General features: G+C 64.5%; 27 protein-coding genes. 25 read left to right on the top strand and 2 right to left on the bottom strand.

Going from position 1 to position 16,706, the window contains the following annotated elements; genetic code table 11:
• Together K678_RS10385 and K678_RS10380 are read right to left on the bottom strand one after the other, a co-directional pair.
• Window positions 1-1,871 (bottom strand): coiled-coil domain-containing protein (locus K678_RS10385; RefSeq protein ID WP_462442548.1); only part of this gene is annotated, 1,871 nt, incomplete at its 3' end.
• 27 nt (window positions 1,872-1,898) lie between these two features.
• Window positions 1,899-3,824: an ATP-dependent helicase gene (locus tag K678_RS10380; RefSeq protein ID WP_021132403.1), complete on the bottom strand. Its 1,926-nt coding sequence runs from the start codon at window positions 3,822-3,824 to the stop codon at window positions 1,899-1,901.
• 297 nt (window positions 3,825-4,121) lie between these two features.
• Here K678_RS10380 and rpsJ point away from each other — a divergent pair, with 297 nt between their 5' ends.
• The 25 genes from rpsJ to rpsK all read left to right on the top strand — a co-directional run bounded on the left by rpsJ (window position 4,122) and on the right by rpsK (window position 16,686).
• Entirely contained in the window at window positions 4,122-4,430 is a 309-nt protein-coding gene (gene rpsJ / locus K678_RS10375) for a 30S ribosomal protein S10 (protein ID WP_002725423.1), read from the top strand.
• Between the two features lie 13 nt (window positions 4,431-4,443).
• Window positions 4,444-5,160: a 50S ribosomal protein L3 gene (rplC, locus tag K678_RS10370; protein ID WP_021132402.1), complete on the top strand. Its 717-nt coding sequence runs from the start codon at window positions 4,444-4,446 to the stop codon at window positions 5,158-5,160.
• A gap of 12 nt (window positions 5,161-5,172) precedes the next feature.
• Entirely contained in the window at window positions 5,173-5,793 is a 621-nt protein-coding gene (gene rplD, locus K678_RS10365; protein ID WP_002725426.1) for a 50S ribosomal protein L4, read from the top strand.
• Complete coding sequence (locus tag K678_RS10360; protein ID WP_002725429.1) at window positions 5,790-6,098, top strand: 50S ribosomal protein L23; 309 nt, start codon at window positions 5,790-5,792, stop codon at window positions 6,096-6,098. Before rplD ends, K678_RS10360 begins: the two co-directional genes overlap by 4 nt.
• Before the next feature lie 4 nt (window positions 6,099-6,102).
• Entirely contained in the window at window positions 6,103-6,933 is an 831-nt protein-coding gene (rplB, locus tag K678_RS10355) for a 50S ribosomal protein L2 (protein ID WP_002725430.1), read from the top strand.
• Window positions 6,934-6,944: 11 nt separating this feature from the next.
• Window positions 6,945-7,223 carry a 30S ribosomal protein S19 gene (gene rpsS, locus K678_RS10350; protein WP_002725433.1) on the top strand — a complete coding sequence of 93 codons (279 nt, stop codon included), beginning with the start codon at window positions 6,945-6,947 and terminating at the stop codon, window positions 7,221-7,223.
• 2 nt (window positions 7,224-7,225) lie between these two features.
• Window positions 7,226-7,612 carry a 50S ribosomal protein L22 gene (gene rplV, locus K678_RS10345; RefSeq protein ID WP_002725434.1) on the top strand — a complete coding sequence of 129 codons (387 nt, stop codon included), beginning with the start codon at window positions 7,226-7,228 and terminating at the stop codon, window positions 7,610-7,612.
• A 4-nt stretch (window positions 7,613-7,616) separates the two neighbouring features.
• Window positions 7,617-8,300 (top strand): 30S ribosomal protein S3, encoded by a 684-nt coding sequence (gene rpsC, locus K678_RS10340; RefSeq protein ID WP_021132401.1) that lies wholly within the window; start codon window positions 7,617-7,619, stop codon window positions 8,298-8,300.
• Window positions 8,301-8,318: 18 nt separating this feature from the next.
• Complete coding sequence (gene rplP, locus K678_RS10335; RefSeq protein ID WP_021132400.1) at window positions 8,319-8,735, top strand: 50S ribosomal protein L16; 417 nt, start codon at window positions 8,319-8,321, stop codon at window positions 8,733-8,735.
• Between the two features lie 3 nt (window positions 8,736-8,738).
• Entirely contained in the window at window positions 8,739-8,942 is a 204-nt protein-coding gene (rpmC, locus tag K678_RS10330; RefSeq protein WP_021132399.1) for a 50S ribosomal protein L29, read from the top strand.
• Between the two features lie 16 nt (window positions 8,943-8,958).
• Window positions 8,959-9,198, top strand: coding sequence for a 30S ribosomal protein S17 (rpsQ, locus tag K678_RS10325; protein WP_021132398.1), 240 nt, complete (start codon window positions 8,959-8,961; stop codon window positions 9,196-9,198).
• A gap of 33 nt (window positions 9,199-9,231) precedes the next feature.
• Window positions 9,232-9,600, top strand: coding sequence for a 50S ribosomal protein L14 (gene rplN / locus K678_RS10320; protein ID WP_002725445.1), 369 nt, complete (start codon window positions 9,232-9,234; stop codon window positions 9,598-9,600).
• Window position 9,601: 1 nt separating this feature from the next.
• A complete protein-coding gene (rplX, locus tag K678_RS10315; protein WP_021132397.1) occupies window positions 9,602-9,922 on the top strand; it encodes a 50S ribosomal protein L24 in 321 nt (106 codons plus the stop codon).
• Between the two features lie 16 nt (window positions 9,923-9,938).
• Window positions 9,939-10,478 carry a 50S ribosomal protein L5 gene (rplE, locus tag K678_RS10310; RefSeq protein ID WP_021132396.1) on the top strand — a complete coding sequence of 180 codons (540 nt, stop codon included), beginning with the start codon at window positions 9,939-9,941 and terminating at the stop codon, window positions 10,476-10,478.
• A gap of 14 nt (window positions 10,479-10,492) precedes the next feature.
• On the top strand, window positions 10,493-10,798 hold the full coding sequence (gene rpsN / locus K678_RS10305) for a 30S ribosomal protein S14 (protein ID WP_021132395.1): 306 nt from the start codon (window positions 10,493-10,495) through the stop codon (window positions 10,796-10,798).
• 13 nt (window positions 10,799-10,811) lie between these two features.
• Window positions 10,812-11,210, top strand: a complete 399-nt coding sequence (gene rpsH / locus K678_RS10300; RefSeq protein ID WP_021132394.1) for a 30S ribosomal protein S8 — start codon at window positions 10,812-10,814, stop codon at window positions 11,208-11,210.
• A gap of 14 nt (window positions 11,211-11,224) precedes the next feature.
• A complete protein-coding gene (rplF, locus tag K678_RS10295; RefSeq protein WP_021132393.1) occupies window positions 11,225-11,758 on the top strand; it encodes a 50S ribosomal protein L6 in 534 nt (177 codons plus the stop codon).
• 11 nt (window positions 11,759-11,769) lie between these two features.
• Window positions 11,770-12,132 (top strand): 50S ribosomal protein L18, encoded by a 363-nt coding sequence (gene rplR, locus K678_RS10290; protein ID WP_021132392.1) that lies wholly within the window; start codon window positions 11,770-11,772, stop codon window positions 12,130-12,132.
• Window positions 12,133-12,144: 12 nt separating this feature from the next.
• A complete protein-coding gene (rpsE, locus tag K678_RS10285; RefSeq protein ID WP_021132391.1) occupies window positions 12,145-12,771 on the top strand; it encodes a 30S ribosomal protein S5 in 627 nt (208 codons plus the stop codon).
• 16 nt (window positions 12,772-12,787) lie between these two features.
• The gene (gene rpmD / locus K678_RS10280) at window positions 12,788-12,970 is read left to right on the top strand and encodes a 50S ribosomal protein L30 (protein WP_002725460.1); all 183 of its coding nucleotides are present in this window, start codon (window positions 12,788-12,790) and stop codon (window positions 12,968-12,970) included.
• A 61-nt stretch (window positions 12,971-13,031) separates the two neighbouring features.
• A complete protein-coding gene (gene rplO / locus K678_RS10275) occupies window positions 13,032-13,520 on the top strand; it encodes a 50S ribosomal protein L15 (protein ID WP_021132390.1) in 489 nt (162 codons plus the stop codon).
• A 201-nt stretch (window positions 13,521-13,721) separates the two neighbouring features.
• A complete protein-coding gene (gene secY / locus K678_RS10270; RefSeq protein ID WP_021132389.1) occupies window positions 13,722-15,065 on the top strand; it encodes a preprotein translocase subunit SecY in 1,344 nt (447 codons plus the stop codon).
• An 18-nt stretch (window positions 15,066-15,083) separates the two neighbouring features.
• Window positions 15,084-15,737 (top strand): adenylate kinase, encoded by a 654-nt coding sequence (locus K678_RS10265; RefSeq protein WP_021132388.1) that lies wholly within the window; start codon window positions 15,084-15,086, stop codon window positions 15,735-15,737.
• A 163-nt stretch (window positions 15,738-15,900) separates the two neighbouring features.
• Window positions 15,901-16,278 carry a 30S ribosomal protein S13 gene (rpsM, locus tag K678_RS10260; RefSeq protein WP_021132387.1) on the top strand — a complete coding sequence of 126 codons (378 nt, stop codon included), beginning with the start codon at window positions 15,901-15,903 and terminating at the stop codon, window positions 16,276-16,278.
• Between the two features lie 12 nt (window positions 16,279-16,290).
• The gene (gene rpsK / locus K678_RS10255) at window positions 16,291-16,686 is read left to right on the top strand and encodes a 30S ribosomal protein S11 (RefSeq protein ID WP_002725469.1); all 396 of its coding nucleotides are present in this window, start codon (window positions 16,291-16,293) and stop codon (window positions 16,684-16,686) included.
• Window positions 16,687-16,706: the final 20 nt, after the last annotated feature.

The raw sequence follows: 16,706 nt of genomic DNA, 5'->3' as shown, positions 1-16,706 counted from the left end.
TCGGCGTTGGCGCGGCTGGCGGCAACACCGACATCGGTCGCCCGCTGCCGCAGGGTCTCGCCAACGCCTTCCAGTTCGCCGCCGACCCGGCTCGACATCCCGACCAGATCGTTGGTGTTCTGGCGCAGGGTGTCGGTGATCGTCTTGATCCGTCCCATCACCTGATCCGAGGTGGCGATCAGATGGCGGGCCTGCTGGTTCAGCGAGGCCTCGGACAGTTTCGACTGGGTCGAAACGACGTTGGCGGCGTCGGCCAGTTCGTCGGCCTGCTTGCGCAGCGACTGGCGGATTGCCTCGGCCTGGGCGCTGGCGCGCTCGGCACCCTTGCCCAAATCCTCGATATGCAGGCGCAGGGTTTCCGAAATCTCGCGGCCGCGCGCGGTCATCTGGTCCGAGGCGGCGACCAGGGCGCGGGTCTGGCCCTGGAACGATTCGCCCAGATCGCGGATGCGGGTGACCCCGCGTTCAACGGCGGCATCGACTTCGTCGCGGCGCTGGGCGAACACCTCGCCGATCCCGGTAATCTGGGCGGTGGCGGAGTCGGCGACGCCGCGCAGGGAGTCGGAATGCCGCGACAGCACGTCTTCGATCTCGCGGAAGCGGGCCATCGCCTGATCCGAGGCCGAGACCAGTTCGCGCGACTGGACCCCCAGACCTTCCTCGACGATGCGGACTCGCGACAGCACCCGCTCGGTGATCTGGTCAAGCCCGGTGGCCTGCTGCTGCAACGAGGCGGAAATCCGCCCGGTCTGTTCGGCCAGCCGTTCCGCCGCCTGATCAAGATCGGTGTTCTGACGGGTGAACAGGCCGCGCAGGGCGTCGATCCGTTCGGCCAGAGCGGTGGCAACGCCTTCGGTCCGGGTCGCGGCGGTTTCGACGGTGTCGCCCAGATGCACGGTCTGGCGTTCGAACATCCCGACCACCTGTTCGGTGCGGGCCACCGCCGATTGCGAGATTTGATCAAGCGCCTCGGCCTGCTGGCGCACCTGACCGCCCGCCTGTTCGGCACGGGCGACGGCGCGGGCCGAGACCATCTCGATCCCGTCGATCTGGTCTTGCAGCAAGGTGGCGAAGTCACGCACCTTGACTGCCGCGCCTTCGGTCGCGCCGGACAAATCCTGGGTCTGGACCCGCAACACCCCTTCGATCTCGCGGGCGCGCTGGGTCGCTGCCTCGGTGGCGTCGGACAACCGGGCGACTTCGGAGCGCAGCGCCTCGACGGCAGTGCGGGCTTCGCTCTCGACCCGGCCGGACAGGTTCCGGAGTGCCTCGATCTGGCTGTTCAGGGTATCGCGCACCGCTTCGCCGCTGCGGGCGGCCTCGTCCGAGGCGTCGGTCAGCATCCGGGCCTGAAGCTTCAAGGTGCTGGCAATGGTTCCGGCCCGGCGCTCGATCCCTTCGGTCGGCGAGGTCAGCCGTTCCAGTTGCTCGCGCAGGTCAAGGGTGAGCTCGCGCAACTCGCGGCCACGGTCGAGATAGGTCACCACCAGCCACAGGAAGGCGAGGGGGACGAACGCCGCCCCGACGATGCCGCCGATTTCCTGCGGCTGCATGTCGAGCAGGTTGGCAAAGCCGATCGAGTTGGCGGTGTAATAGGCGCAGATCAGCAGCCAGAGTCCGGTCACCGCGACCGCTACTATCGCGGGGGTCAGGGTGGTGGGGCGCTGTGACAATGGGGCCGGGCGCGGCTCTGACGCGGCGACGCGGGCCAGTCCCAGCGGCGGCGGGGTCAGGGTGGGGCCAGTGGTCTCCTCCCGGTCAGCCGAAAGGTCGCGTGCTTCGATATCGTCGCCGCCGATCGTCGTCTCGCCCATCGCTTCAAGCCCTGACTGTGATATCCCCGCCACCCGGCCCGCCCGGACGCTCGACACCGAGGATGCCCTGTTTAACTAGGAAAATCAAACCCGCCCGGTACGCTTGCCGCGTGACATGCCGCCGTTCGGCTTGCGCAGCTTCGCCGAAGCCTTGGGGTGGGCGCGGCCTGTCCCGCTTGTCGCGGCCGGGGCAGGGCGGACCGAGCCCTGCACCCGCCGCCGCGTATCGTCGTCGTTCCAGCGAATCTGTTCCGGGTCCAGCCCGGCCAGCAATTCACGCAGAAAGGGCGACGGCAGCGCCCGCTTGCGCCGCTCGGCGACGAAGCTCAGCACCAGCCAGCGCCGCGCCCGCGTCACCGCGACATACATCAGCCGCCGCTCTTCCTCGATGTCGGGAGCGGATTCGTGGGGCAGCAATTCGTCTTCGCAGCCCGCGACCACCACCGCCGCCCATTCCAGCCCCTTGGCCCCGTGGATCGTCGAGAGCACCACGGCATCGCCGCCCGCTTCGGCGGCGCGGAGCGAGCGGCGCTGCTCCTCGACCGAGGCGATGAATTGTTCGAGCCCGCCGGTCTCGGCGGCAAGGTCGGCAGCGGCGTAGCAGAGGTCGCGCCACTGCACCCCCTCCTCGCCGGGCGGCCGCGCCGTCGAAGAAACCAGTCGCCCGACCTGACGGCACAAAGCGGGCCAGGGGGCGGTGTCGTCGATCTTGTCCGGGGCCTGTTCAAGCAACCGCTCGACCCGCTTGCCGTGGCCGAGCAGGGCGCGGGCTTCCATGTCGCCGGGATTGGACATCAGCCGGATCAGTGCGGCGGTCAGCCGCACCGGAGTCAGTTGCCAGAACTCGCCCGCGCCGCGCACCACCACCGGCACCCCGGCCTCGGCCAGGGCGATCTGAAGCCGGGAGCCGACATGTCCGGCGCGGTAGAGCACCGCCATCTCGTGCCAGGGAACCCCTTTGCCCGCCAGCCCACGCACGACGCGCAGCACATAGGCGGCCTCGTCCTCGTCGTCCTCCAGCCCGGTGACGGTCACCGGCAGGCGCGACGGATTCTGCGCCGCAAGACTTTTGGCGTGGCGGTTGCGGTTGCCGCCGATCAGCGCCTGGGCGGCATCAACGATGGTGGCGGTCGAGCGGTAATTGCGCGACAGCCGGAACAAGGCCGGGTCGGGCCACTCCTTTTCGAACCCCAGGATGAAAGCGGGGTCGGCCGAGCGCCAGGCGTAAAGACATTGGTCATCGTCGCCGACCGCCCACAGGAACGCTCCCTGATCGCGCAGCAGGCGCAACATCCGTTCCTGTGCCGGGTTGATGTCCTGGAACTCGTCGATCAGCAGGTGGTCGAAGAACCCGGCGATCCGGGCGCGGTAGTCGGGATCGGTCTCCATCCCCCGCACCAGCATGACGATCAGGTCGCCGAAATCAAACCCACCCTCCGCCGTCAGCACCTCCTGATAGCGGGTATAGAGGGTGGCGGCCTCGATCAGGTCCGGCTCGTTCTTGGCCTTTGCCTCGGCCATCGCCGCCGCCGGGTCAAGCAGCCGGTCCTTGTAGGCCCCGAACAGGTCCTGCGGCCGCTTGGTCTCGTCGCTATGATAAAGGCGATGGCGGGCGATCAGGCGGCCACAGGCCTGATCGTCGAAGATCCGCACCGGAGGGCAGCCGGGCGGCGGGAAGCGGGTCAGCAGCCGCGCCGCGAGGCTGTGCAGGGTACCGATCGGCAAACGCCGTACCGTCTCGCGCGGGGTCTCGTCCCCGCTGTCGCCGATCCGCCGGTGCAGTTCTGCGGCGGCGCGGACGGTAAAGGTCGAAACGAAAATCCGCGCGGGCGGAGTACCATTATCAACCAGATGACGATAGCGGCCGACCAGGGTGGTGGTCTTGCCGGTACCGGGTCCGGCGAGGACAAGCACCGACGCGGCCCGGGCTTCGGCGGCCAGACGCTGGTCAGGATCGAGGGAAAGGGCGCGGACCGGCCCGTCCGCCGGAGCGGGGGAGGGGGAAGACATGGGCGGCACACTAGCCCGAAGGGGGGCTGGACGCCAAGATATGTTGCCGAAATGCGCGATCTGTCGCATATGTCGTTTTGCCCGAAAAACATCGCGTTCGCGTTGGTTTGGGGGCCACGCGACGCTTGCCTTGGGCCGACAAGCCCTGTATAAGGCTGGCCTTCGGCTTCGGCCTTTTCCGTAAGAGTGGCCCCCTGAGGTGGGAGCGGCTTACTGCGGGAGGCTCTTTGAACTGAACCTGCTTCACCGATCGGCGCCCCGATGGGGCGCCGATCTGATTTGACGGATGACTTGATCATGGAAAGCCAAAACATCCGCATCCGCCTCAAGGCGTTCGACCATCGCGTTCTCGATCAGAGCACCCGCGAAATCGTCAACACCGCCAAGAGAACCGGAGCGCAGGTGCGCGGACCGATCCCGCTCCCCAGCCGGATCGAGAAGTTCACCGTCAACCGTAGCCCGCATATCGATAAGAAATCGCGCGAACAGTTCGAAATTCGCACGCACAAGCGCCTGCTGGACATCGTCGATCCGACCCCGCAGACCGTTGATGCGTTGATGAAGCTCGACCTGGCCGCCGGTGTCGACGTCGAGATCAAGCTCTAAGGAACCAACAACGATGCGATCCGGTCTCATCGCCCAGAAGGTCGGCATGACGAGGATCTTCGCCGAGGACGGCACTCATCTGCCCGTCACCGTGCTGAAGGTCGACACCTGCCAGGTGGTCTCGACCCGCTCTGAGGAAACGGACGGCTATATTGCCGTTCAGCTCGGCGCCGGCACGGCCAAGGTGAAGAATGTGAGCAAGCCTGCTCGCGCCAACTTCGCCAAGGCCAAAGTCGAACCGAAAAAGAAGCTCGCTGAATTCCGCGTTTCCGCGGAAAACCTCCTTGAGGTCGGCACTGAACTCTCGGCGGCGCATTTCATCGCCGGTCAGTTCGTCGACATCACCGGCACCACGATCGGCAAAGGCTTTGCCGGCGTGATGAAGCGCTGGAACTTCCGCGGCCTGGAAGCGACCCACGGCGTCTCGGTCTCGCACCGTTCGCACGGTTCGACCGGTCAGCGCCAGGATCCGGGCAAGGTGTTCAAGGGCAAGAAGATGGCTGGCCATCTCGGCGACGTCCAGGTGACCACCCAGAACCTCAAGGTCGTTTCGACCGATTCCGAGCGCGGCCTGATCCTGGTCAAGGGCTCGGTTCCCGGTCACGAGGGTTCGTGGGTGCTGATCCGCGACGCGGTGAAGCGTAAGCTTCCCGACGGCGTGCCGTTCCCGGCCGGCGTCAAAAGCGCTGCCGACGCCCCGTCCGCCCCGGTTGAAGCCGGCGAGAGTTGAGGAAGAACGGCGATGAAGACGAACGTAATCAGCCTCGAAAATCAGACTGTCGGTGAAATCGAACTGGCCGAGACCGTGTTCGGTCTGCCGGTCCGTACCGACATTCTGGCCCGCATGGTCAACTGGCAGTTGGCCAAGCGCCGCTCGGGCAATCACAAGACCAAGGGGATCAAAGAGATCTCCGGCACCACCAAGAAGCCGTTCGCCCAGAAGGGCGGCGGGCGTGCCCGTCAGGGTTCGCTGCGTAGCCCGCAGTTCCGTGGCGGCGCCACCATTTTCGGCCCGGTCGTGCGCTCGCATGCTCACGATCTGCCCAAGAAGGTCCGCAAGCTGGCTCTGAAGACCGCGCTGTCGGCCAAGGCCGGCGACGGCAAGCTGTTCGTGCTCGACGCCGCCAACGTCGCCACCCCCAAGACCCGCGAGCTGGCCGCCCGGCTGAACGCTCTGGGCTGGTCTTCGGTGCTGGTGATCGACGGGGCCGCCGTGGACGACAACTTCGCTCTGGCCAGCCGCAACATCCCCTATGTGGATGTGCTGCCGCAGGCGGGCGCGAACGTCTATGACATCCTCCGCCACGACACCCTGGTCCTGACCAAGGACGCGGTGGAAGCCCTGGAGGCCCGCCTGAAATGAGCAAGCCCGTCATCAGCAAGGAGCGGATGTTCGATCTGGTCCGTGCTCCTGTGATCACCGAAAAGGCGACCATGGGTTCCGAATTCCGCCAGGTGACCTTCAAGGTGCCTCTGGACGCGACCAAGCCCGAAATCCGGGCGGCGGTCGAAGGCATCTTCGGTGTCAAGGTCTCGGCCGTGAACACCCTGATCGCCAAGGGCAAGGTCAAGCGGTTCCGCGGCCGCGTCGGCGTGCGCAGCGACGTCAAGAAGGCGATCGTCACGCTGGCCGAAGGCCACTCCATCGACGTGACCACGGGAGTCTGACGCCATGGCACTGAAGACGTTCAAGCCGACGACTCCGGGCCGCCGCCAGCTGGTCCTGGTCGATCGTTCCGATTTGTGGAAGGGTAAGCCCGAAAAGAGCCTGACCGAAGGTCTGCGCTCGAAGGGCGGCCGTAACAACACTGGTCGTATCACCGTCCGTTGGCGTGGCGGCGGGCACAAGCGCCGCTACCGCATCATCGACTTCAAGCGGACCAAGTTCGACGTCGCCGCGACGGTCGAGCGGCTCGAGTACGATCCGAACCGTACCGCGTTCATCGCTTTGCTCTCCTACGCCGATGGCCAGAAGAGCTACATCATCGCCCCGCAGCGTCTTGCGGTCGGTGATCAGGTGGTGGCCGGCGAGAAGGTCGACATCAAGCCCGGCAACGCGATGCCGTTGAAGAATATCCCGGTCGGCACCATCGTCCACAATGTCGAGCTTAAGGCCGGCAAGGGTGGACAGTTGGCCCGCTCCGCCGGTACGTATGTTCAGCTCGTCGGCAAGGATCAGGGCTATGCCCAGCTCCGTCTGTCGTCCGGTGAGCTGCGCATGGTCCGGGGCGAATGCATCGCCACCATCGGTGCGGTGTCGAACCCCGACCAGCAGAACGTGTCGCTCGGCAAGGCTGGCCGCAACGTGTGGTTGGGACGTCGTCCCAGCGTTCGCGGTGTCGCCATGAACCCGATCGATCACCCGCACGGCGGCGGCGAAGGCCGCACCTCGGGCGGCCGTCACCCGGTTACTCCGTGGGGCAAGCCGACCAAGGGCAAGAAGACTCGCAGCAACAAGAAGACGGATCGGCTGATTATGCGCCGCCGTCATCAGAACCAGTAGGAGCGACGAGAATGGCTCGTTCCGTTTGGAAAGGCCCCTTCCTCGACGGCTATCTGCTGGGAAAGGCCGATAAGGCCCGTGCCAGCGGTCGCAACGAGGTGATTAAGATCTGGTCGCGTCGGTCGACCATCCTGCCGCAGTTCGTTGGATTGACTTTCGGCGTGTATAACGGCCAGAAGTTCATCCCGGTGCTGGTGACCGAGAACATGATCGGGCATAAGTTCGGTGAGTTCTCGCCGACCCGCACGTTCTACGGCCACGCCGTCGACAAGAAGGCGAAGAGGAAGTAGCCATGGGCAAGAAACCCGCAGATAGGGTTCTGGCGGAGACCGAGGCCAAGGCCTTCGCCGCCACGATCCGCACCAGCCCGCGCAAGCTGAACCTGGTGGCCGAGAGCATCCGCGGCCTGAAGGCCGATGTGGCGCTCAACGCCCTCTCCTTCTCGAAGCGGCGTGTCGCTGTGGAGGTCCGCAAGGTCCTCCAGTCGGCGATCGCCAATGCCGAGAACAATCACCAGCTCGACGTTGATCGGCTCTTCGTTGCCGAAGCCCACGTCGGCAAGGCGATGGTCATGAAGCGTTGGAAGGCGCGCGCTCGCGGCCGCGTCGGCCGGGTGGAGAAGCCGTTCAGCAATCTGACCGTCATCGTGCGCGAACGCGCCGAAGCGGCGGGGGAGTAACCAGATGGGTCAGAAAGTCAATCCGATCGGCCTGCGCGTCGGCATCAACCGCACCTGGGATTCCCGTTGGTTCGCGGACGAGACCTACGCCCGGCTGCTTCACGAGGATCTGAAGCTGCGCGCCTATCTCCGCGAGAAGCTGGCCCAGGCCGGCGTGTCGCGGGTGGTGATCGAGCGCCCGGCGAAGAAGGCCCGTATCACCATTCACACCGCCCGTCCGGGCGTGGTGATCGGTAAGAAGGGCGCCGACATCGAGGTGTTGCGCAAAGAGCTGTCGCGGATGACCGGCAGCGAAGTGCATCTCAACATCGTCGAGATCCGTAAGCCCGAGCTGGACGCCCAGCTGGTGGCTGAAAGCATCGCTCAGCAGCTCGAGCGCCGCGTCGCCTTCCGTCGTGCCATGAAGCGCGCGGTTCAGTCGGCGATGCGTCTCGGCGCCCAGGGCATCCGGATCAATTGCTCCGGTCGTCTGGGTGGGGCGGAAATCGCCCGCATGGAATGGTACCGCGAGGGCCGGGTGCCGCTGCACACGCTCCGCGCCGAGGTCGATTACGGTGTTGGCACCGCGAAGACCACCTACGGTACCTGCGGCGTCAAGGTCTGGGTGTTCAAGGGTGAGATTCTCGCCCATGACCCGATGGCCCAGGACAAGCGGGCTGCGGGCGAAAACGCCCCGGCTTCGCGCTGATCTGAAGAGGGTTAGACGATGCTTTCGCCCAAGCGTACTAAATACCGCAAGGCCCACAAGGGCCGGATTAAGGGCCTGACCAAGGGTGGTGCGGCGCTGAATTTCGGTGCTTTCGGCCTGAAGGCTCTTGAGCCGGAGCGGATCACCGCCCGTCAGATCGAAGCGGCCCGCCGCGCGCTGACCCGCCACATGAAGCGTCAGGGCCGGGTGTGGATTCGGATTTTCCCGGATCTGCCGGTTTCCAGCAAGCCTGCCGAAGTCCGCATGGGCTCGGGTAAGGGCGCGCCGGAATTCTGGGTGGCCCGTGTTGCTCCCGGCCGCATCCTGTTCGAAGTTGACGGGGTGTCCGAGGAAATCGCGCGTCACGGCTTCACCCTTGCGGCGGCCAAGCTGCCGATCAAGACCAAGTTCGTCAGCCGCATCGGAGGGATCTAAGCCATGGCCGACAAGGCTGCCGATCTGCGCCAGAAGACTTCGGATCAGCTCAAGGAGCTGGTCGTTGATCTGAAGAAGACGCAGTTCAATCTTCGCTTCCAGCGGGCCTCTGGCCAGTTGGAGAACACCGCCCAGGTGCGTGCCGTGCGTCGCGAGATCGCGACCATCAAGACGCTGCTTGGCGAACGCGCCCGTAGCGCGTCGTAAGAGGAGACCCATCGAAATGCCGAAGCGCATTCTTCAAGGGGTCGTGGTCAGCGACAAGATGGAGAAGACCGTGGTCGTCAGCGTCGAACGGCGCGTGATGCACCCGATCTACAAGAAGTTCATCCGACGCTCGAAGAAGTACCACGCCCACGACGAGAACAACGTCTTCAAGACCGGCGATACCATTCGTATCCGCGAGTGCCGCCCGCTCTCCAAGACCAAGTGCTGGGAAGTGATTGTTGAGCCGCAGGCTTGACGGTTGCGAATCTGGGAATAAGGAACCCGTGACATGATCCAGATGCAAACCAACCTGGACGTCGCCGATAATTCGGGAGCCCGCCGGGTGCAGTGCATCAAGGTGTTGGGCGGTTCGCACCGCACCATCGCCACGGTGGGCGACGTCATCGTCGTTTCCATCAAGGAGGCGATCCCCCGGGGTCGCGTTAAGAAGGGCGACGTGCACCGCGCCGTCATCGTTCGTACCGCCAAGGAAATCCGGCGGGCCGACGGTTCGGCGATCCGGTTCGACACCAATGCCGCCGTGCTGATCAACAAGCAGGGCGAGCCGATCGGGACCCGTATTTTCGGGCCGGTCACCCGTGAGCTTCGCGGTAAGAAGTTCATGAAGATCATCTCGCTGGCTCCGGAGGTGCTCTAACATGACCTCGCTCAATGTGAAGAAGGGTGACCAGGTCGTTGTCATCACCGGCAAGGACAAGGGTAAGAAAGGCGAAGTCATCGCCGCCCTGCCGAAGGACAACCGCGTCATCGTCTCCGGCATCAACCTTGTGAAGCGCCACCAGCGCCAGACCCCGTCCAATCCGGGCGGCATCGTCGAGAAGGAGGCCGCGATTCACGTCTCCAACGTCGCGCATGTCGATCCCAAGGATGGCAAGCCGACCCGCGTCGGTCACAAGGTCCTCGAGGACGGCCGTAAGGTGCGCGTCGCGCGCCGGTCCGGCGAAGTCATCGACCGGTAAGGGAAGGACGAGACAGATGGCACGTTTGCGCAATCACTACGATACGGTCGTCCGCCCGGCCCTGCAGAAGGAGTTCTCTTACGCGAACCCGATGCAGGTGCCGAAGCTCGAGAAGATCGTCATCAACATGGGCGTCGGTGAGGCTGCCCAGGACGCCAAGAAGATCGAATCGGCCATCGCCGAATTGACCTTGATCGCCGGCCAGAAGCCGGTCGTGACCAAGGCCAAGACCTCGATCGCGCAGTTCAAGCTGCGCGAGGGTCAGGTGGTCGGCTGCAAGGTCACCTTGCGTGCTGAGCGGATGTACGAATTCCTCGACCGGTTGATCAACATCGCCCTGCCTCGCGTCCGCGACTTCCGCGGCGTCCCGGCCAAGAGCTTTGACGGGCGCGGCAATTATGCTCTCGGGTTGAAGGAACAGCTCGTTTTCCCGGAAATCAATTATGACCGGGTCGACACCATCCGAGGCATGGACATCATCTTCGTCACCACGGCCGATACCAATGAGGAAGCCAAGGCTCTCCTCAAAGGCTTCGACATGCCGTTCGTGGCCTGAGGGAGGTTTGGGTAATGTCTAAGGTCAGCTCTGTCGAGCGCAACAAGAAGCGCGAGCGGATGGCGAAGCAGTTCGCAACCCGCCGCGCGCGTCTGAAGGCGATCGCCACCGATCGCGAGACCAGCCCCGAGGAGCGCTTCGAAGCCTCCCTGAAGCTGGCGCAACTGCCCCGCAACTCGTCGAAGACTCGCGTGCGTCTGCGCTGCGAAGTCACCGGCCGTTCGCGCGGCAATTATCGCAAATTCAAACTGTGCCGGAACAAGCTGCGCGAGCTCGCCTCGCAGGGCCAGATTCCCGGCATGGTCAAGTCCAGCTGGTAAGGGAGGACTCGCCATGTCCATGTCCGATCCTCTCGGCGATATGCTCACCCGCATCCGTAACGGACAGCGTGCGCATAAGACCGCAGTCTCTGCTCCTGCCTCGGCGTTGCGTTCCAACGTCCTCGAGGTCCTGGTTCGCGAGGGTTACATCCGCGGCTACAGCCGCGTCGACGTCCGTAAGGGTGTGTCCGAGCTTTCGATCGAACTGAAGTATCACGAGGGTCAGCCGGTGATCCGGGAGATCTCGCGCGTGTCCAAGCCGGGCCGTCGCGTGTATTCCAAGATCGCCGACCTTCGCCGCGTCGCCAACGGGCTGGGGATTTCGATCCTCTCGACCCCGAGCGGCGTGATGTCCGACGCTGAGGCTCGCGCCCAGAACGTCGGCGGCGAAGTCCTCTGCGAAGTGTTCTAACGGAGGCTCTCACAATGTCGCGAGTCGGCAAATATCCGGTCTCGGTGCCGTCGGGGGTCTCCGTCAAGATCACCGGCCCGAACCTGACCGTTTCGGGGAAGCTGGGTGAATCCCAGCTGGCCCTGCGGGACAATGTCGAGGTCACCCTCGATGGTAACCTCGTTTGGGTGAAGCCCAAGGACGAGTCCAAGCATGCGCGTATGATGTGGGGCACCACCCGTGCCCTCATCAACAACATGGTCAAGGGCGTGTCCGAAGGCTTTACCGTCAACCTCGAGATCAACGGCGTCGGTTATCGCGCCGCGGTCGAAGGGTCCGTGCTGAAGCTCCAGCTCGGCTATTCGCATGACATCAATTTCCCGATCCCGGCTGATGTCACCATGAAGTGCGAGAAGCCGACCGCCATCACGATCTCCGGCCGCGATAGCCAGCGCGTCGGTCAGATCGCGGCGGAAATCCGCGCGTTCCGTGGTCCCGAGCCCTACAAGGGCAAGGGTATCAAATATCAAACCGAGACCATCCTGCGTAAGGAAGGTAAGAAGAAGTAAGGGGCACCGCCATGATGACGCCGAAGGATCTTTTCGAGCGCCGCAAGCGGCGCGCCCGGCAGAGCCTCAAAGCGAAGAGCCACGGTCGTTTGCGGCTGTCGGTCTTCCGCTCTGGTCAGAACATTTACGCCCAGGTCATCGACGACCTGCAGGGGGTTACCCTCGCCGCAGCGTCGAGCCTGGACAAGTCGTTGAAGGACTCGCTGAAGACCGGTGCCGACAAGCAGGCGGCTGCTGCCGTCGGCAAGTTGATCGCCGAGCGGGCTGTTGCGGCCGGCATCACCGAGGTGGTGTTCGACCGTGGCGGTTATATCTACCACGGTCGGGTCAAAGCCCTGGCCGATGCGGCCCGCGAAGGCGGCCTGTCTTTCTGAGGATGATGAGCAATGGCACGTACTCCCAATACTGACCGGCCCGAGCGGGGCCGCGGCGGCGAGCGCGGCGAGCGGGCTCCCCGCGGCCGTGGCGGCGAGCAGTCCCCGCGCGAGCGCGAGGAATCTGAATTCGTCGACAAGCTGGTCCACATCAACCGCGTCGCCAAGGTGGTCAAGGGCGGCCGTCGCTTCGCCTTCGCCGCTCTGGTGGTGGTCGGTGACGCCAAGGGCCGCGTCGGCTACGGATCGGGCAAGGCCCGTGAAGTTCCGGAAGCGATCCGCAAGGCCACTGAACAGGCCAAGCGCAACATGATCAAGATCGCGCTGCGTGAGGGTCGTACCCTTCACCACGATTCGTTCGGGCATTTCGGTGCCGGTCGCGTCGTGCTGCGGGCGGCTCCGGCCGGTACCGGCATCATCGCCGGCGGCCCGATGCGCGCCGTGTTCGAGACCATGGGCGTGCAGGACGTGGTGGCCAAGTGCCTGGGCACCTCGAACCCGCACAACATGATCAAGGCGACGTTCGCCGCTCTGACCGCGATGGCTTCGCCGCGTTCGGTCGCCGCCAAGCGCGGCAAGAAGGTCGGTGACATCATCGGCCGCCGCGACGGCACCGCCGCCGCCGCCACCGCTGCTTGAACGGGAGAGACGAACCATGGCCGCCAAGACCGTGAAAGTCACCCAGATCCACAGCCCGATCGGCCGTCCGGCCGATCAGCGGGCCACTCTGGTGGGCCTGGGCCTCAACAAGATGAACCGGACCAATGAACTGGAGGATACGCCCTCTGTTCGCGGCATGATCGCCAAGGTCCGCCATCTGGTGCGGGTCGAAGAATAGGATCTCCGGCGCCGGGCAGCTGCAAGGCTGCCCGGCGATCCGGTCACGAGGACTAAAGACAATGAAGCTGAACGAACTTCGCGACAATCCGGGCGCTCGCTACAAGGCGAAGCGCGTCGGCCGCGGTATCGGCTCGGGCAAAGGCAAGACCTCCGGTTCGGGTGTCAAAGGTCAGAGCTCCCGCACCGGCGTGGCCATTAACGGCTTCGAAGGCGGTCAGATGCCGATCTACCGGCGTCTGCCCAAGCGTGGGTTCAAGACCCCGTTCCGCCTTGAGTTCGCCGAGGTCAATCTGGGCCGTCTCCAGGCCGCGATCGACGACGGCCGCATCGACGCCACCAAGACGATCGACGCCGCCGCTCTTCAGGCCGCCGGTCTGATCGGTAAGATCATGGATGGCGTCCGGGTGCTGGCCCGTGGCGAGCTGACCTCCAAGGTGACCCTCTCCGTCGTGGGGGCTTCGGCCGCCGCTCTCGCCGCCGTCGAAAAGGCTGGTGGCGTGGTGGAGATCAAGGCTCCGAAGGCTCCCGCGGCCGCCGTCGAGGCGTGAGCCTGTCGTCGGGCGGCTCCGCCGTCTGACGCTTGACCTCACCGCTTTCGACCGCGCGTCTCGCGCCACGCTCTCCGCAACCGCCTCCGTCCGCTTCGTCGCGGCGGGGGCGGACGGAATTTGGGGGTGGTGGCCGGGGCGCGGATGTCGTAAACGATTGCGACGATCGACTATCCGTCTCACTGGAACCGGGAGTAAGGCATGGCCTCCGCTGCCGAGCAGCTCGCCTCGAACTTGAATTTTGGCGTGTTCGCCAAGGCGACCGACCTCAAAAAAAGGATCTGGTTCACCCTGGCTGCCCTGGTGGTGTACCGCCTGGGAACCTGGATTCCCTTGCCGGGCGTCGATCCGCACGTGTTGGGCGAGCTGTTCAAACAGAACGGCGGCGGCATCCTTGGCATGTTCGACATGCTGGCCGGTGGCGCGCTCCATCGTATGACGATCTTCGCGCTGAACATCATGCCGTACATCACGGCGTCGATCATCATTCAGCTGATGACGTCGGTTATTCCCAGCCTGGAAGCCACCAAGAAGGAAGGCGAGGCCGGGCGTAAGAAAATCAACCAGTACACCCGCTATCTGACGCTGGCGATCGCCACTGTTCAGGCCTATGGCATGGCCATGGGGCTGGAAAGCATGAGCGGACCGGCCGGGTCGGCGGTGTATATGGAAAGCCATCTGGTGTTCCGCTTCTCGGCGGTGTGCACCCTGGTCGGCGGCACCTTGTTCTTGATGTGGCTGGGTGAGCAGATCACCGCGCGCGGCATCGGTCAGGGCACCTCGCTGATCATCATGGCCGGTATCGTTGCCGAATTGCCGGCCGCGATCGGCAGCACCCTGGAACTCGGCCGCACTGGCGCTCTGCCGGTCCTGGTCATCATCGGCATCCTGCTGATGTCGATCCTGGTGATCGCCTTCATCGTGTTCCTGGAGCGTGCCCAGCGCCGCATCATCGTCCAGTATCCGAAGCGTCAGGTCGGTAACAAGGTGTTCGGCGGCGATTCCTCGCATCTGCCGCTGAAGGTCAACACCTCGGGCGTGATCCCGCCGATCTTCGCCAGCTCGGTTCTGCTGATGCCCGCCACGGTCGCCCAGTTGAGCGCCCAGGGTGGCCCGGAATGGCTGACCAGCGTTGCCGCGCTGATGGGACATGGCCAGCCGCTCTATGTCGGCATGTACGTCGCCCTGATCATGTTCTTCGCCTTCTTCTATACCTCGGTCGTGTTCAACCCGACCGAAACGGCGGACAACCTGAAGAAGCATGGCGGCTTCATCCCCGGCATCCGTCCCGGCAAGAATACGGCCGATTATCTCGATTACGTCCTGACCCGCCTGACGGTGGTCGGCGCGATCTATCTGGCCGCGCTGTCGGTTCTGCCGGAAGTGCTGATCTCGAAATTTTCTCTGCCGTTCTATTTCGGCGGCACCAGTCTGCTGATCGTGGTCTCGGTTACCATGGACACCGTGACGCAGATTCAGTCGCATCTTCTGGCCCACCAGTATGAGGGGCTCATCAAGAAGTCCCGGCTGCGTGGTCGTCGTTAAGAATTAAGGGGAGGCAAGATGTATCTCGTTCTGCTCGGCCCGCCCGGTGGCGGTAAGGGAACCCAGGCCAAGCGTCTCCAGGAGACCCATGGGCTGGTCCAGCTTTCGACCGGCGACATGCTGCGCGCCGCCGTCGCCTCCGGCTCCGACGTTGGTCGCCGGGCCAAGGCGGTGATGGATGCCGGACAGTTGGTGTCGGACGAGATCGTCATTGCCATCATCGACGAGCGTCTCGATCAGCCCGACGTGGCGAAGGGTGCGATCTTCGACGGCTTCCCCCGCACCGTGGCCCAGGCCGAGGCCTTGGACGCGATGCTGGCCCGCAAGGGCAAAAAGCTCGATCTGGCGATCGAGGTCCGCGTTCCCGACGAGTTCATCGTCGAGCGGATCACCGGTCGCTACACCTGCGCCAAGTGCGGCGCGGGCTATCACGACACATTCCAGAAGCCCAAGGTCGAGGGCACCTGCGATTCTTGCGGCGGTAGCGAATTCGTTCGCCGCCCCGATGATCGCGTCGAAACGGTGACCAAGCGTCTGGAAACCTACCACGCCCAGACCGCGCCGTTGCTCCCGTACTACGAGGGCAAGGGCACGTTGAAGGTGGTCGACGGAACCCGCGAGATCGCTCAGGTCACGCGGGCTTTGGAAGACATTCTGGGCGGGATCGGCTGACGCCGGTTCGGTTCGAACGCGAGACGGTTGACTCTTGGCCGGATCGCCCTATAATCCCGCACCTTCGGTTTCCCCGGCCCGGGAGAAGCCTTGGGCTGCGTTTGTCGCTAACAGCTCCGGGTGTTCCCTGGCGCGGATTTATCTGGTGAAGGAGTAACCAGCTTTGGCTCGTATCGCTGGCGTCAATATTCCGACGAACAAGCGCGTCATGATCGCGTTGACCTACATTCACGGCATCGGCCGCACCAAGGCCAGGGAAATCACCCTTTCGCTGGGCATCCCCGAAGATCGGCGCGTTAATCAGCTCACCGACGACGAAGTGCTGAAGATCCGCGAACTGATCGACCACGATTACCAGGTCGAAGGCGACCTGCGTCGTGCCGTGGCGATGAACATCAAACGTTTGATGGATCTTGGCTGCTACCGCGGCCTGCGCCATCGTCGTGGCCTTCCGGTCCACGGCCAGCGCACCCACACGAACGCCCGTACCCGCAAGGGTCCGGCGAAGCCGATTGCCGGCAAGAAGAAAGTGACGAAGTAAGGAATACCTCAGATGGCCAAGCCTGCTGCTGCCGCGCGTCCCCGCCGTCGCGAGCGCAAAAACATCACTTCGGGCGTTGCGCATGTCAACGCGACGTTCAACAACACGATGATCACGATCACCGACGCCCAGGGCAACACCATTTCGTGGTCGTCGGCCGGGATGCAGGGCTTCAAGGGCTCGCGCAAGTCGACTCCGTATGCCGCTCAGGTGGCTGCGGAAGATGCAGGACGCAAGGCGTCCGAGCACGGCATGCGCACCCTCGAAGTCGAGGTGAAGGGACCGGGTGCCGGTCGCGAATCCGCGCTGCGTGCGCTGCAGGCTGTTGGTTTCCAGATCACGTCGATCCGCGACGTTACGCCGATCCCGCACAACGGGTGCCGGCCGCGCAAGCGTCGCCGCGTCTGATCGGGTTCCTCCGGAACTTG

It is taken from the genome of Magnetospirillum fulvum MGU-K5 (assembly GCF_000442515.1).
GTDB classification, from domain to species: domain Bacteria; phylum Pseudomonadota; class Alphaproteobacteria; order Rhodospirillales; family Magnetospirillaceae; genus Phaeospirillum; species Phaeospirillum fulvum_B.
The sequence above is the reverse complement of the archived record's forward strand: the minus strand, read 5'-3'. Positions and strand labels throughout refer to the sequence as shown.